The 15,130-nt window shown below is 67.3% G+C and carries 10 protein-coding genes and 2 pseudogenes; 7 read left to right on the top strand and 5 right to left on the bottom strand.

The features are described from left to right. Nucleotides 1-85 precede the first annotated feature (85 nt). The 3 genes and pseudogenes from ACFY0T_RS45760 to ACFY0T_RS45750 all read right to left on the bottom strand — a co-directional run. Nucleotides 86-1,418: pseudogene (locus ACFY0T_RS45760) on the bottom strand (IS4 family transposase); the annotation flags it as partial. A gap of 207 nt (nucleotides 1,419-1,625) precedes the next feature. Beyond that, nucleotides 1,626-1,760, bottom strand: coding sequence for a hypothetical protein (locus ACFY0T_RS45755; RefSeq protein WP_388884483.1), 135 nt, complete (start codon nucleotides 1,758-1,760; stop codon nucleotides 1,626-1,628). A 103-nt stretch (nucleotides 1,761-1,863) separates the two neighbouring features. Further along, nucleotides 1,864-2,034: a hypothetical protein gene (locus ACFY0T_RS45750; protein WP_388884482.1), complete on the bottom strand. Its 171-nt coding sequence runs from the start codon at nucleotides 2,032-2,034 to the stop codon at nucleotides 1,864-1,866. A 118-nt stretch (nucleotides 2,035-2,152) separates the two neighbouring features. Between ACFY0T_RS45750 and ACFY0T_RS45745 the strand changes: the two genes are divergently transcribed. Then, the gene (locus tag ACFY0T_RS45745; RefSeq protein ID WP_388884481.1) at nucleotides 2,153-2,863 is read left to right on the top strand and encodes an ABC transporter ATP-binding protein; all 711 of its coding nucleotides are present in this window, start codon (nucleotides 2,153-2,155) and stop codon (nucleotides 2,861-2,863) included. 616 nt (nucleotides 2,864-3,479) lie between these two features. Then, on the top strand, nucleotides 3,480-5,399 hold the full coding sequence (locus tag ACFY0T_RS45740) for a BTAD domain-containing putative transcriptional regulator (RefSeq protein ID WP_388884480.1): 1,920 nt from the start codon (nucleotides 3,480-3,482) through the stop codon (nucleotides 5,397-5,399). Nucleotides 5,400-5,486: 87 nt separating this feature from the next. Here the strand turns inward: ACFY0T_RS45740 and ACFY0T_RS45735 are convergent, their stop codons facing one another. Continuing rightward, nucleotides 5,487-6,572, bottom strand: coding sequence for an aminotransferase class V-fold PLP-dependent enzyme (locus ACFY0T_RS45735; RefSeq protein WP_388884479.1), 1,086 nt, complete (start codon nucleotides 6,570-6,572; stop codon nucleotides 5,487-5,489). A 425-nt stretch (nucleotides 6,573-6,997) separates the two neighbouring features. On the opposite strand from ACFY0T_RS45735, the gene ACFY0T_RS45730 reads away from it, so the two are divergent. The 4 genes from ACFY0T_RS45730 to ACFY0T_RS45715 all read left to right on the top strand — a co-directional run bounded on the left by ACFY0T_RS45730 (nucleotide 6,998) and on the right by ACFY0T_RS45715 (nucleotide 10,977). Then, the gene (locus tag ACFY0T_RS45730; protein ID WP_388884478.1) at nucleotides 6,998-7,570 is read left to right on the top strand and encodes a YitT family protein; all 573 of its coding nucleotides are present in this window, start codon (nucleotides 6,998-7,000) and stop codon (nucleotides 7,568-7,570) included. Between the two features lie 38 nt (nucleotides 7,571-7,608). Further along, nucleotides 7,609-8,973 (top strand): diaminobutyrate--2-oxoglutarate transaminase family protein, encoded by a 1,365-nt coding sequence (locus tag ACFY0T_RS45725; protein ID WP_388884477.1) that lies wholly within the window; start codon nucleotides 7,609-7,611, stop codon nucleotides 8,971-8,973. 57 nt (nucleotides 8,974-9,030) lie between these two features. Continuing rightward, nucleotides 9,031-10,188: a fatty acid desaturase family protein gene (locus ACFY0T_RS45720; protein WP_388884476.1), complete on the top strand. Its 1,158-nt coding sequence runs from the start codon at nucleotides 9,031-9,033 to the stop codon at nucleotides 10,186-10,188. Nucleotides 10,189-10,602: 414 nt separating this feature from the next. Further along, nucleotides 10,603-10,977 (top strand): hypothetical protein, encoded by a 375-nt coding sequence (locus ACFY0T_RS45715; protein ID WP_388884475.1) that lies wholly within the window; start codon nucleotides 10,603-10,605, stop codon nucleotides 10,975-10,977. A 665-nt stretch (nucleotides 10,978-11,642) separates the two neighbouring features. On the opposite strand, the pseudogene ACFY0T_RS45710 reads toward ACFY0T_RS45715, so the two are convergent. After that, nucleotides 11,643-11,870: pseudogene (locus ACFY0T_RS45710) on the bottom strand (ISAzo13 family transposase); the annotation flags it as partial. A gap of 204 nt (nucleotides 11,871-12,074) precedes the next feature. Here ACFY0T_RS45710 and ACFY0T_RS45705 point away from each other — a divergent pair. Beyond that, entirely contained in the window at nucleotides 12,075-15,086 is a 3,012-nt protein-coding gene (locus ACFY0T_RS45705) for a BTAD domain-containing putative transcriptional regulator (RefSeq protein ID WP_388884474.1), read from the top strand. The last annotated feature ends 44 nt before the right edge of the window (nucleotides 15,087-15,130 follow it).

Below are 15,130 nucleotides of genomic sequence, written 5' to 3'. Positions count from 1 at the left end.
CCCACGCGGTGCAGCTGCCTTCGTTGTGGCCTGCTTCGCGGCCGCGGGCGCGGACCGCGCCGCCGTAGCGTGATACTCACCCTGCTGATGCGGGCCGCGCCGAGGACCTGGGCCTGGTCCGGTGGTGACGCGTACCGGGAGATCGGGCACTTGACGCGGCGCGGCGCGACACGCGGCCGACGCGGCGGCAGCAGGTTCTGCAGCACAGCCTGTCGGATCCGGCCCGGTCCTTCGGCAGGCAGCACGCCGGCAGCGGCGATGACCTGGTCCTTGGCGGTTTCCAGGGCGACGGTGAACGAGGTGCGGTCCGGGTCGGTGCCGGGCCTCGATTCGGCAGCCTCCGCCATGGTCCGACGCAGTGCCTGGTAGACGGCCAGGTGCGCCCACAGTTCCTGCTGGACACCGACGGAGTCCTGGGAGCGCAGCACCAGCCCGGTCTGCAGCGTATGACGCAGGGAGTAGAACGCCGACTCGATCTCCCAGCGTTCGTGGTAGAGCGCGACCAGTTCGGCGGCGGGATGGCGGCGGTGATTGAGAAGGGTGGTGGCCAACCGGTAGTGTCCCTGCAGCCGCAGCCCTTTGGCGGTGGTCACGGCGATGTGCGCATCGATGATCCGCAGCCGGACCCCGTTGATCCGCGTCAGATACGTTCCGTCGGGCAGCGGCGCCCAGCGGGCCGGGGTGCGGGCGCCCTTGAGCCGGACCAGCAGCTGGGCACCAGTGGCCGCTGCCTTGGCCAGAAAATCGTCGGTATCGAAGCCCCGGTCGTTCAACAGCAGCATGCCGTCGTCCAGCAGCGGCAGGAGCTGCTCGGCGTACGCGGTCTCCTTCTGTGGCACCCGTCCGAAGACCGCGCCGAGCAGAGCTCGGGTCCCGGTCTCGCACAGCACCATGAGCTTCAGCATCGGATAGCCCTCCTGCCCGTAGCGGTGCTTGTGCTTGCCGAGCCAGGCGCACACCCGCGGCCGGTCGGGGGCCTTGGCGGAGCTGCATCCGTCGAAAGCGACGGTCCGCCAGCGCCGGTAGTACACGCCCGGGGTCCGGGGCCGGGCCGCGGGCCCGGCCAGAACGGTGAACAGCTGCTCCAGCGGGGCCACCCCCAGACGGCGGCGCAGGTCTCGCAGGGACTTCTCCGAGGGGCGCCGCGGGCACAACTGCCGCAGGCCGGCGGTGAGTTTGTCCCACACCCGCGTGTATCCCAGGCCGGGGAAGAGCACCAAGGCCAAGACGAAGTACACGCCTACCCGCGACGGCAGCCTCCGTAGTCTCGTTTGAACGGTGCGCGTCTCCGCCAGGACGTCATCAATGAGTTCAAACGGGAAGTGCCGGGTCAGCTCACCCAGGTGTCCGGGCGCGTACAAGCCCTCGGCGGGTGTGACGGTATGCGTGAGCATGGTGGTGGGACACTGGTTGGGCAACGGGACTCCTTCGAGCCGGAAGACCTTGGTCGGCTTCCTCGCTCTACCAGGAGTCCCGTCCCATATACGGGACATGCCTCGATCCGCCCTGCCCGCTTGACAACCGCGAACTCGCCTTAACTACGGACCTTGGGGTACTTCCGTGGTGCAGGCATCGGACCTGTGTTGTCCCATCTGCCGAGGCGATCATGCCTGGCTTCAGGGCCGCTACAAAATCCGGTTCAGCTCAGGCTGGGTGGCGACGAGCGTCGTGGACATGGCCACCGAGGTCAGCCGGGTGCTCGTCATGAAGGCCGCGAAGTGGCGGGACAGCGACGTGGCCGCCAGGAAGCCGAGGACCATGGGCCGTCAGTCCGATGAGGCCGAGGCCGCCGAGGGGTTCGGCGCCGCGGGCCGGGGTGGTGGTGCGTTGTGCACCTCGACCCGAAGCCGCCAGGCAGCCGCATCAGCGGCGATCGCCGTGATGGCCGTCGTCGTCGGTCAGGGCGATCCGTACGGAGACGGACGGTGATCCCGGCGCGTGGCGGCGTGCCTTCGTCAGCGCCTCGCGCACGACCTTCCGTACGGCGGTCTCCACTTCGGAGGAATTCCGGGTGTGATCGTCTATGTCTGGCACGTATCGCAGCGTAGGGGCGGCCCCGTCGTGCGGTCTCGGCCGGAAGGACGACGCGGCGGCTCTGAACCGGTCGGCCGGCCGAGGCGACGGGCCGTTGCGGAGGCGGATGTTGGAGCACATGAACAACACCTCTGCTCCTTCTTCTCCACCGCCCGTGCTGAGCGGCATCGGACTGTCCAAGTCCTTCGGATCCACCCATGCGCTGGACGGCGTGGACATCTCCGTGCGAGCGGGCGAGTCGCTGGCCGTGATGGGCCCCTCCGGGTCCGGCAAGTCGACGTTGCTGCACTGTCTCGCGAACACAGAGCGCCCGGACAGCGGCCAAGTGCTGCTAGACGGCGAGCGCATCGACCAGTTGCGCGAACCGGACCGCAGTGAGCTGCGCCGTACCCGCTTCGGCTTCCTCTTCCAGTTCGGGCAGTTGCTGCCCGAACTGCCGGCGGTGGAGAACGTGGCGCTCCCGCTGATGCTCGGCGGTGTCGCGCGCCGCGAGGCGGAGCGGCGCGCGCGCCAGTGGTTCGCGCCGCTGGGCCTGGAGGGCAAGGAGGACAGCCGCCCCGGCCAGTTGTCCGGCGGACAGGCACAACGGGTGGCGCTCGCACGTGCGCTGGTCGGGGGCGCTCAGGTCGTCTTCGCCGACGAGCCGACGGGCGCGCTCGACCAGGCCACCGGCAAGCAGGTGACTCTCGCATCCGTGCAGCTCAGGGGCACCTTTCTGCTGTCAGGGCATCAGTTCACCCGTTTCCGCCGAATAGCCGGGACTGATCCTCCCGGCTGGGCTGAGGAGAGACGGATGGGGGCAACGGGTCGCTGCTTCGCCTGCCCCTGACCGGGGCAGGCTCCTTGCGCGGAGGCGATGAATACTCGGGCCCATGAAAGGACACGGACAGCAACTGCAGCTCCCGAGAGGCGAGTTGCCGACGTGCGGCGACCGCTGTCGGGGGCCGAGGTTGAGACGCGAGGGGCCGGAGCGGCAACTCCCGCCATGAACCGGCACTGTTGAGCCTCGCGCGTCCATCGTCACTGCGCCGGTTCGTAACCTGATCGAGCGCCGGCGACTGGTGTTCGCGGCCTCTCTACCTTGCTGACCTGGCACCGGCAGTTGGTCACCCGGCAGTGGGTACGCACAGTGCCGACGCCCAAGCGCGGCTTGGCGCCAATTCCTCATCGCCGCCGACTCATCCGCCTCGGCGTCGTCTCACCCAGGCGTCTCTACGCCCTCGTGCCCATGAGCAGTACCACCATGCCACCTGACCAAGCGGCATCTCCACAGATCACAGCGCCGAACCGTATTTTCGAGCGACACAGGAAATGAATTGCGCACAGAGGACAACGCTGTAGTCGACCCCATCGAGCGAACTGCCACGCCCGTCACGGTCTTCGGAACGATGACAGTGCGCGTTGGCCAACGACCCGTTTCTTTGGGCCCTCTGAGACAGCAGGCCTTGTTCGCTCTGCTGCTGATCAACGCGGGCAGTGTGGTGCCGGTGCACAGGATCGTCAATTCCATCTGGGGATCGTCGCCGCCCAACTCGGTCATGGCCACGCTGCACTCGTACGTTTCCCGGCTGCGGAAGAGTATCGGGGACACCACCGCAGGGCGCCGTGAAAACCTGCTCACCGTGCGCTCCGTGACTCCTGGATACGTCCTGGACATCGCCCCGCACCAGACGGACGTCGACGCATTCGAGACGGCGGTCGAGAACGGACGACTACGCCTCGCCGAAGGCGACTTGGCGGTGGCGCGCGATACGGCGCGCGCCGCCATGGATCTGTGGACCGGCACTCCCTACGGCGAACTGGCCTCGTACGAGTTCGCGGCGCAGGAGTCGGAGCGTCTGGAGCAACTACGACTCCAGGGGGTCCGCATATGGGCAGACGCATGTCTCGGACTCGGTCAGTACGACGAGGTGATCCGAGAACTGGACAAGGAGGTCCGCCGAAATCCGATGCTGGAGCAGCTGGGCATCCGGCTGATGCTCGCTCAGTACCACACCGGTCAGCCTGCGCAAGCACTCCTGACCTACGAGCGGATCCGTTCTCATCTCGCCACGGAACTGGGCGCTGACGCCAGCAAGGAACTCCGGATTCTCCACCAAGCCGTCATGCGGCAGGACTTGACGCCACCTCACACGGCGCCCGATCCCATGGACGGGCCACGAGGGCGACCACAGCCGCTCGGCTCACCTCGACCCGCCGAGCAGGACCGTGGCCCCGGACCCGGAAGGGCGGAGCCACCGCCCTGGGCCACTCAACTGGTAGGACGCGAAAGCGAGATGGCGCAGTTGGGCAGCTTTGTCGGGGAGGGCGACCGAATGCGGACTCTGTTGATGATCGGCGAGCAGGGCGTCGGCAAGACCCGCTTGCTCAAGGAGTTCGAGAAAGAACTGACTTCAGCCGGAACGGCGGTGGTCTGGGCTCACTGCACCGAAGCTCCTGGAGCGCCGGACTATCAAGTGTGGCATCGCATCGTCAGCAAGTTACTGCGGACGCGAGGACGGCAGCTGGATTCATTGTCCAGCGAGGTACGAGTGAACTTGAGCGTGCCGAATCAGGAGCGCCCCATGGTGGACAGCGGCGAGCGCACACTCGTTGAGCACCTTGGCTTCCAGGACGCTGTCTGCCAGTTGCTGCTCGCCGCCGCCGAAGAACCCCTGGCGCTCTTCATAGAGGACCTCCACTACGCCGACATCCACACCCTTGAGCTACTTCATCTGCTTGCCAAAGAGGTGTACACCGCACAACTGGTGGTGATCGGAACAGTGCGGGAGCACTGCGTCCGGTCGCGTCCGCAGCTCAAACACGCGGTGGCCGCCCTGCTCTGCGCAGACGCGGTGGAGAGCATGCATCTCACCGCCCTGTCGCCGGCCGACACCCGCACGCTCGTCCAGTGGAGGGACGAGGCGCCGGTCTCCGGGGACCTGGTATTACGGCTGCACCGAGCGACCGGAGGCAACCCGTACCTGCTCACCGGGCTGCTCAGGTCTCGGGACGTCGCCGACGACCAGGAAGACCTCCTGGACAGCCTGCCCTTCGACATGCAGGTGGTCCTGGAGTGCCGCCTCGCCGAGCCTCCGGCCGAGGTCATCACCATCCTTGAGATCTGTGCCGTCATCGGCCCAGTCATCGATCGCCGCCTGCTCGCCTCTGTGCTCGTTCTTCGAGGAACCACCGGTTCGGTGAACGACGCGCTCCAGACCGGGTTGCTGGTGTCGAATCCCGCGGACCCCAACGACCTGCGGTTCTCCCACGGCCTGGTGCGCGATCTGCTGCTGGCCCGTGTGGACACTCGGCTCAGGGCGCAGCTGCGGCACAGTGTCGCCCAGGCGCTGGCCAACGAGACTGCGGGCGCACCATATTCGTAGCCTTGGTGATGGTCCTTCAGGTCACAAGAGTCCTCCTTCGGGTTCCTCGGGCAGCGGTGTCGACAGGTGCGTGCGTGAAGGTCGTGGTCAGCGCAGGCTCTTGAGGGCTCGGAACAGTGTGTCGAGCTCGGCGTCCGTGTTCTGGAAGGACGGGGAAAGCCGCAGCCGACCGCCACGTACGTTGGCGCGGATGCCCTGATCACTCAGCTGGGTGACCGCGGCGGCCGGATCGCTGATCGCACCGAAGCCCACGATCCCGGCGCTGCGCTCCAACGCGGCGACTGGCTCCAGGCCCAGGGCGGTGGCCTCGGCATGCAGGCGTCCCACCAGCTCCGTCACCCGGGACCGGATCAGCTCCGGCCCGATGTCGCGGCGGACCCGGGCTGCGGCGCCGAGGGCGAAGATGCCGGCGAGATTGACGTGGCCGAACGTGAGCCGGAGCGCGGGTGCGGTACCACGCAGGGCAGTGGGGGGCTGAAGCTGCTCGCGCGCCGCCGGCCGCGACAGCACCAGAGCCGAGCCGAAGCCGGCCATCAACCACTTGTAGCTGGTGGCGACATAGAAGTCGACGTCGGCCAGATACACCGGGAGAAGGCCCGCGGCCTGGGAGCCGTCGACGACGAGCAGCACACCCGCCGTGCGGCAGGCCGCGCCTAGCGCCGTCAGGTCGACGACGGTGCCGGTGCTGTAGTTGACGTGGGAGACGCACATGACGCGGGTGCGCGGTCCGATCGCGGCGATCAAGGCGTCGGTACGGTTGTCCCCGGAGAAGGGGTCGACGGCCACCACGCGGACGTGATGACCGGGTGTGCTCAGGTTCTCCCAGCTGAGCTGGACTGTGTGGTACTCCCCAGCGGCGACAAGCACTTCGTCGCCGTCCTGCCACGGAACGGCGTGGGCGAGGGAACTCATGGCTTCGGCCGTGTGCGCCATGAAGTCCACGTCCGGCGCCTCGGCGCCGAACTCCGCCGCCAGTTCCCGCCGGGCGCGATCGACCACGGCGTCCCACGCGGAGGTATCGGTGCTGCCGCCCGCCTGCATCTGGTAGCAGTCGGCGACCGCTGCCGGGACGGTGGTGGGCACCATACCGATGGCGGCATGGTCGAAATAGCCTTCGGGCCGCTGGGGGAAGTAGTGGTCAACAGCCCTCCGCAGGTCCCGGTTCGCGCTCATCGCGTACCTTCATCATCGACGTCTCCCAGCTCCTTCTTTTCCTTCCCACACGGATACATGGAGTCTCGAAAAACGTCCTCGCCACCCAGGTGATACGGCCCTGCGCATATCGGCGAAATCCCAAAGGGTTTCTGGTTCATGGGAACGAACTGTGCCGTGGCCGCCTTGCCCGACGCTTGCGGATGTCTTGCCCGACGCTTGCAGATGTGCGGAAGCCGGTGACAGCGAGACGTCCAGCATCGTACAAGGACGGCGTGTGATCGTTAGCGTTGAAATTCTACGGAATACGCGTGGAGACCCACATGGCACCAGGAGCAGGGCATGACAACGGCGGCGAGAGTCGTGACGCGTCGCCTCCACTGCTCACCCCCCTCCCTATAGGTTTTCAGCCCTCGAGGCGCCTGCCGCAGCTTGCTGTAGGGCTGTTGCTCTTCGGTATCAGCCTCGGCGTCATGGTCCGTGCGGGCCTGGGCGTCAATCCGTGGAGCGTCCTGTACGAGGGGGTGGGGCGGTATGCGACGGATCTCAGTTTCGGCACAATCGGACTGATCATCAGCCTTCTGGTACTTCTGATGTGGATTCCGCTGCGCCAGCGGCCAGGGGTCGGGACCATCGCCAACGTATTTCTCGTGGCCGTCGGCTCCGATTTCGCGCTGGCCGTTCTGCCGGTGAGTGAAAACGCCGTTTACACCTGGACGTTGCTCCTTGGGGGAATCGCCGCGAACGGCTTGTCAATCGCGATCTACGTGGGAGCGCGGTTGGGCCCCGGGCCCCGGGACGGCCTGATGACCGGTCTCTCGGAGCGGTTTGAGGGATCAATTCGGCTGGTGCGCACCGGCTTGGAAGTGGCGGTGCTGGCCATCGGCTGGATGCTGGGCGGGACAGTGGGCATCGGTACGGTCCTCTACGCCGTCGCGATCGGCCCGTTGACCCAGTTCTTCCTGCCGCTGATGGCCGTCCGGTCGCCCGAGGAACCGCGTGACCGTGCATGGACATAGGAAAAGATCACGTCATGCACCTGACTGGAAGGAAATGAATGACTATTTCACAGGATTCGGCCAGCTGGATTCGTCCCGTCGTGCACGGTGATCTTCCTGGACCGAATTCGGCCCGTTTTCTGAGCCGTCAAGATCGGCGCGAATCCAATGCGCGGACGTACCCGAGGAATCTCCCCATAGCGTTGGCGGAGGGATTCGGCAGCTTTGTCCGTGATGTGGACGACAACATCTTCATCGACTTTCTCGCCGGCGCCGGCGTGTTGTCCTTCGGCTACAGCCACCCAGACCTGGTGAGGGTCGCGACGAGTCAGCTCCAAAACCTGACGCATGGCCTGGATTTCCCGACGCAAGCCAAGGACGACTTCATCGAGGCGCAGCTGACCATGCTGCCCAAGGCCCTCCGGGACCGGATGAAGATCCATTTCTGCGGGCCGACCGGCGCGAACGCCGTCGACGCCGCCCTGAAACTGTGCAAGACCGCCACAGGCCGCGGTGGCGTACTTTCCTTCCAGGGTGGCTTCCACGGCAGTTCGCACGCTGCCATGGCAACCACGGGGCTCGTCGCCCAGAAGCGGCCGATCTCGAACGGGATGCCTGGCGTCCACTTCTTTCCGTATTCCTACTGTGCCAGGTGCCCGCTCGGCTTGAACCCCGCGATGTGCGACACCAACTGCATGGAGTACCTCGAGAGGTCATTGAAGGATCCCAACGGGGGGATACCGCTGCCGGCTGCCATCATCGTCGAAGTCGTCCAAGGTGAGGGCGGCGTCATTCCCGCGACGGTCGAGTTCATGCAACGCCTCAGGGCCGTCACCCGTGAGCTCGAAATCCCCCTCGTTCTCGATGAAGTTCAGACCGGCTGCGGGAGGACCGGCACCTGGTTCGCATTCGAGCAGTACGACATCGAGCCCGACGTCGTCGTCGCGTCCAAAGGCCTGAGCGGACTGGGTCTTCCCGTTGCGCTCATTCTCTACGACGAGAAGCTCGACACATGGTCGCCCGGCGCGCACACCGGAACATTCCGGGGAAACCAGGTGGCATTCGCTACGGGTACCGAGGCGATCCGCCTCTTCCGCCGGGACGACGTGCTTCGCAACGTCATGGAGCGCGGCGATCAGGTCAGGGGGCTGCTGGAGCAGCTGCGCCGGAACCCGTGGGTGCACGACGTCCGCGGACTCGGCCTCATGTGGGGCGTCGAGCTGGCCGATCCCGCCGACGGCTCGCCGGCCGGGCATATCGCGCGCGACGTCCAGGCCCACGCGCTCCGCCACGGCCTGATCGTCGAGCTCGGCGGCCGCAACGACAGCGTGGTGCGCATGCTGCCGCCGCTCAATGTGACCGCCGAGGTCGTCGACGCCGCCTGCGAGATCCTCGCTGACGCCGTCGCTGCCTGCGCGCCGTAGTACCGCCGATTCCAGCGGAAAGCCCTGACCGGGTCCACGAGAGAGGAAGCACGTGCTATGAGAACCGATGACGCCGCCGATCGGTTGGACACTGCCGAATGGGCCTACGCCGGTCGTCGATACAAGATGTACTCGTTCCCCGAAGAGATTCAACGGGACTTGAAGGTACTCAACCGGCCCGACAACTGGCATGTGTTCCTGGCCTGGGCGGCCGATGTCATCTGGATCGCGGGCATGGTGCTGGGGTGCGTCCTTGTCTCTCCGTGGTTGTATCCACTCGCGGTTGTGATCATCGGGGCAAGGCAGCGTGGTATTGCCGGAATTCTGCACGACTGCGCGCATGGCATCGGCATCTCCGATCGGCGGTTGCAGATGATGGCAGGCACGGTCATGTCCGCGTATCCCATCTTTCAGCTGCATTACGCCTACAAAGTGTCTCACGTCTATACTCACCACCCGAAACTCGGCAATCCTGAAGAAGATCCTGACCTGCGTTTCTTCATTGAGCAGGGCGTCTACAGAAAATCGACGCGCAGAGACTACGTCCGGCGGGTCGTCCTGATGCCCCTGACCGGTCGGCAGACTTACGCCTACCTGCATTACCTGGTGCGTAACCGCTCTCGGGTGCTCTCGGGCAAAGCGACGCCCGTGCCGGGTGCGTCAACTGTGCGGCGCGGCAAGCGCAGGCTCGACGCCTGCGGCTTCTTCGCCTTCTGGGCAGTGGTCATCGCACTGGCGTGGAGCGGCGGTTGGCTGCTGGGCCTGGTGTTGTTCTGGATCGTTCCCTACCTGACGACCTTCCAGATCATCAGTTGGTACATCGAGCTGTCGGAGCATACTCCGATGATCCGGGATTCCAACATCGACCTATACATGTCCCGCAACCGCAAAGGGCCGTGGTGGGAAAAGCTGCTGACCGGTGTACACGGCGACAGCTACCACCTCGAACACCACCTCGACCCGAGGACGCCGTTCTACCTGCGGCCCAAGGCGCGCGAAGTCCGCATGAGGGATGCCGGATACGCCGCTGTGGACCGGCAGTTCGGTGGCCTCTTCACCAAGGGCGCCGAAGGCCAGCCGAGTGCCATCTCGGTGATCATCGACTACATGGTCGAGAGCAGGACCATAGCGGAAGGCGGGACCTCCGCCGAGCCGAAGCCGCCGAGCCGGGTGAACCCGTCCGATGCCTCACCCCGGGCCAAAGGAGCGAAATGACATCTGTCTACGCACCTTTCCCCGGTCCGCTGAGCGAGGCTGTCAGCACCGTCGAACTGTTCACCGGCGACGAGCCCTTGGTGATGGAACATGGCGACGTATTGACCAATGTCAAGGTCGCGTTCGAGACATACGGCCATCGTGATGTCGTCGACGGCAGCACAGTATTCATCTGTCATGCCCTGACCGGAGACAGCCATCCCACCAGGCATGGGGACGACGATCGTCCTGGCTGGTGGGAAACCATGGTCGGTCCTGGGCTACCGATCGACACCGAAAGATTTCACGTTGTCTGCGCCAACGTCCTCGGCGATTGTTCGGGCACCACCGGCCCCTGGTCGTACGGCTCAGCCAATTCGGGCCGACTCGATGCGAGGCTTGGGCGTCGCTCGGATGGTCGCCCACCTCACGTACATGTCGGAGCAGGGAATGGAGGCGAAATTCCGGGGAGATGCCGACAGAGTCGGACGTTATCTGGACTACCAGGCGACCAAGTTTGTCGAACGCTTCGACGCCGAGAGCTACCTCCGCATGATCGGCGCGATGGATCGATTCGACGGGTTCGACCGCATTCGAGCCGCGCCACGCGGACACCCCGCCGTCAGCCTCTTCAGTTTCGCGTCGGACCGCCTGTTCGGTCTGGCACACAGCGTCGCCATGGCGGGAAAGATCGCCGAGCTCGGCTTCCCGGTGTCACATCACCACGATGAAACGTCGCCGGCCGGACACGACGCCTTTCTCCAGTCGGTACCGGGATATCTGGACAGTGTCGTGCGCGCCCTTCGGTGAGGCGGTATCACTCCGGGAAAAGCAGTGGGCGAGCAGTGAGTGCGAGTCGTGTTGGGCGAGCGGCCCCTGAGAGCCGCTGACCGGTCCGGGGGTTCGCCCGTAATGTCCTTCGCCGGTGGAGAACGGGCATGACGCCACGGGTGCGCCGGGTTCACAGGCCCGGGACTGCGGGTTGTCCTCCTGTCCGGTTGTCGTCGGGGTGTGTGATCGGCCGTCAGGCGGTGGCCGGAGGGGTTGAGTCTGTTCCAGCAGGTGGTGAACGCTTGAGCCCAGGTCCAGGCCCGCTCGATGCGCGGGAAGCGGCGGCGGACGTGGTCGGTGAGGCGGGCGGGCAGGTGGCACAGGCAGAAGCGCATGGTGTCCGGCTCGGCGGCGGCCAGGCCGTCGATGTCGTGCAGGTCAGCGGCCGTACCCAGGCGTCGAGATCGGCGTCGAGGTTCGCGGCTGGCATCCATCCGCGGTTGGCCTCCCACATCTGCCAGGGAGGTTGTCCAGGCCCATCGCCTTGTTGGTGCGTACTCGCTCCTCCACGGACGCGTGGGAGCGGTGCAGTGCGGGGCGGTGGAGTCCGAGTCCGCAGGCCCGAACAACGGCCGCTGATGAACCCCGCTCACGCCACCCGGCCACTGCGCTGGACGGCAGCGCCCTGGCCGGCGCGTCTATCAGCCCTCCCGGCGGGCCTGGCCCAACGGAGCCGCAGCGGCCTCCAGTTCAGCGACCCCAGGAGACACGGTGCCCTCACGCACCCCGCCGCCCGGGCCACCTTCCTGATCCCGCCATGCCCCAGCGACCGGGGCCTCCGCCCCTATGGCCAACCGGCGCTGACGCTCATACAGATGAGGCAACAACACCTCGAACTTCGCCGCCAGCCCCGCCTCGACCCCCTCCGACATCCCTTTGGCACAAAAACGACGTGCACCGACAGAAGGCAACGACTTGTTTCTCCGCAGGCTTAACTACCCGGCCTTGGGTCAGGGCCCCCTCTCTCCTACCCCCTCCGGCCTGCGCGTTTCCGGGTGTCATTTCCCGGTGGACGCATGGCGGGAAATTGTCGTTCGAGCTGACGTTCGGAAGATCGGACACTAATGTCACGGACCGTGGCGGAAAATGAACTCAAGGCCTACAAGTTCTCCCTGCTCGGTCCGCTGCGCGCCTGGCGCGGTACCGAGGAAGTGGCGCTCGGCTCACCTCAGCAGCGGGCCGTTCTCGCGATGCTGTTGCTGCGCCGGGGACACACGGTGGGCGTGGCCGATCTCGTCGACGGGGTCTGGGGGACGGAGCCACCGCAGGGCGCGGTCTCGGTGGTGCGCACGTATGTCTCCCGGCTGCGCAAGCTGTTGGAGCCGGTGCGGCCGCCGGGGCAGTCGCCCGGGATTCTGCTCTCCATCGGCGACGGATACGTCATGGCTTCCGACACGGTTGCCTGCGACGTCACCGCAAATGACGCGGCGGTGGCGCAGGCCAAGCACCACCTGGCCGCCGGCGAAGGCGAGCTCGCCCTCCGGCTGCTGAACACCGCGATGGCCACCTGGGGGACCCCCGCACTGGCCGGAGTGCCCGGCCCGTACGCCGAATCCGCGCGGACGGACCTGGCCGAACGGCGCCTGGGGACCATGGAGTTGAAGCTGCGCGTCGAGCTGGAGCTCGGCGGGCACGAGGCCGTGGTGGCGGAACTGCTCGCGCTGCGCGACGCGCATCCGCTGCGCGAGTCCGTGAGCGAGCTGCTGCTCGTCGCCCTGTACCGGTGCGGACGGCAGGCAGAGGCGCTGGAAGCCTACGCGAGAACCCGCCGCACGCTGGTCGACGAACTGGGGATAGAACCGGGGCCGTCCTTGCGCGCCCTGCACGCCCGCCTGCTGGCCGGGGACCCTGCCCTGGCGCAGCCGATCCCGAGCGCACGGGCGGGCGGCGACGAGGACGGCGACACACCTGGCACGCCTGACACCCTGGACACCTCCGATGCCACTCCCCGCCCGGAGCCGGACGGTCCTGGTTCGCCGGCCCGCCGCGGGGACAAGGTCCGCCCCTCCCAACTCCCCGCAGATCTTGTCACGTTCACCGGCCGTCGTAGCGAACTCGTCCGTGTCGCCGCCCTGCTGCCCGACGACGACCCCGCCCCGGCGACCACCGCCGACACCGAAAATGCCGCAACCACCGCCACCAGCACCGCCATCGCCGTCATCGACGGAATGGCCGGGGCCGGCAAGACCACCCTCGCCGTGCACTGGGCCCACCGGATCGCCCACCGCTTCCCCGACGGCAGCCTCTACGTCAACCTCCGCGGCTGGGACCCCGGCGCCTCCCGGATGAACTCCGGCGAGGCGCTCGAAAGGTTCCTCGTGGCGCTCGGGGTGGCCCCGCATGCCGTCCCCGAGGGGCTCGACGCACAGGCCGCCCTGTACCGCAGCGTCCTGTCCGACCGCCGGATGCTGATCGTGCTGGACAACGCCCGTGACACCGAGCACATCCAGCCTCTGCTGCCCGGAGCGTCCGGCTGTCTCGTCATCGTCACCAGCCGCAGCCGGCTCAGCGGCCTGGTCGCCAGGCACGGGGCGCATCCGCTCACCCTGGGGCTGCTGAGCGCCGAGGAATCGCGGGAGTTGCTGACCCGGCGGCTGGGCAGCGCCCGTGTCGACGCCGAGCCGGAGGCGGCCGACGCCATCGTCGACCTGTGCGCCCGGCTGCCGCTGGCCCTGGCCATCGTGGCGGCACGCGCCGCGCACCACCCCGGCTTCCGGCTCGCCGACATCGCCGCAGAACTGCGCAGCGACCACGGCAGCCTCGACGCGTTCGCCGCCGGCCAGGAGGCCGGCTCCGACGCCCGCGCCGTCTTCTCCTGGTCGTACAACGCCCTGTCGCCGGAGGCCGCCGGGCTCTTCCGCCGGCTCTCCGTGCACCCTGGCCCGGACGTCAGCACCGCGGTGGCGGTCGCGCTGGCCGGCATGCCCCGGCGTCAGGTCCGCGCCCTGCTGACGGAGCTCACCGGGGCGAGCCTGCTCATGGAACGCGTCCCCGGCCGGTTCGTCTTCCACGACCTGCTGCGCGCCTACGCCCACGAACTCATCACGAACCAACACAGCATGTACGAACGGGACACGACAGTGCTGCGGTTGTTCGACCACTATCTGCACACCGCCCACCAGGCGTCCGCCGTCCTCGACCCGTTCCGGGAGACCATCTCCCTGTCGCCGGGCAGATCGGACAGCGTGCCGCTGCGGTTCAACGACGGCAAGCAGGCGACCGCCTGGCTGCGCGCCGAGCGCCACGTGCTGCGCTCGCTCGTCGAGTACGCGGCCGACGACGGCCACCACAACCACGCCTGGCGCACCGCCTACGCACTGGACCTGTACTTCGACCGCCTCGGTTACCGGCATGACCTGATGGAGATCAACAAGGCCGCGCTGCGTGCCGCCCGCGCCCTGGGCGACCCCGTCGGCCAGGCGCACGCCCTGCGCAGCCTGGGCTTCGGCCACACCCGTTTCGGGCACACGGACGAGGCGCTACGGCTGCTGAGCCGGGCACTGGGCCTCTTCCAGCAGGCCGGCGACGCCTTCGGCCAGGCCCGCACCCACCGCTGCCTCGCCTATCTGGCCAACGAGACGGGACGCTACGACGACTCGCTCGACCACTACGATCAGGCCGGCGAGCTGTACCGGTCCCTCGGCCACCACGGCGGCGAGGCCAGCGTCCTGAACGAGATCGGCTGGACGTACATCCTGCTCGGCGACGCCGAACGTGCGCTGGAACACTGCGAGAAGTCCGTCTCCCTGCACCAGGAGGCCGCCGACCTCAACGGCGAGGCCTCCGCGCAGGACAGCGTCGGCTACGCCCACCACCATCTCGGCCGGTACGACGCGGCCGTCAGACGGTTCGAACTCGCCGTAGAGCTGTACCAGGAACTCGGCAACGGTTACCTGGAGGCCGACACCCTGCGGCACCTCGGGGACTCCCATCGTGCCGCCGGCGACCACGGTTCGGCCCGCACAGCCTGGGCCGCGGCGCTCGCCCTGCTGGAGGAGGGCGGCCACACGGAGGCGGACGAGGTCCGGCAGTCCCTGCGCGAGCTGGCACAGGGCGACGAGGGCGACGAAGGCGGACCGCACCGCTGACCCACCAGCCGCGGCAACGTTTCAGCTTTCCTCCGCCCGGCTCC

The organism is Streptomyces sp. NPDC001530, from assembly GCF_042894545.1.
In the GTDB taxonomy this organism is placed as follows: domain Bacteria; phylum Actinomycetota; class Actinomycetes; order Streptomycetales; family Streptomycetaceae; genus Streptomyces.
Note: the sequence above shows the minus strand (reverse complement) of the source record. Positions and strands in the feature narration are given on the sequence as shown.

Excerpts from the sequence above, each read along its gene's own strand:
- ACFY0T_RS45725 (WP_388884477.1), top strand. The coding sequence starts at position 7,609 with ATGACTATTTCACAGGATTCGGCCAGCTGGATTCGTCCCGTCGTGCAC.
- ACFY0T_RS45715 (WP_388884475.1), top strand. The coding sequence starts at position 10,603 with ATGTCGGAGCAGGGAATGGAGGCGAAATTCCGGGGAGATGCCGACAGA.
- ACFY0T_RS45735 (WP_388884479.1), bottom strand. The coding sequence starts at position 6,572 with ATGAGCGCGAACCGGGACCTGCGGAGGGCTGTTGACCACTACTTCCCC.
- ACFY0T_RS45745 (WP_388884481.1), top strand. The coding sequence starts at position 2,153 with ATGAACAACACCTCTGCTCCTTCTTCTCCACCGCCCGTGCTGAGCGGC.
- ACFY0T_RS45720 (WP_388884476.1), top strand. The coding sequence starts at position 9,031 with ATGAGAACCGATGACGCCGCCGATCGGTTGGACACTGCCGAATGGGCC.
- ACFY0T_RS45755 (WP_388884483.1), bottom strand. The coding sequence starts at position 1,760 with ATGGTCCTCGGCTTCCTGGCGGCCACGTCGCTGTCCCGCCACTTCGCG.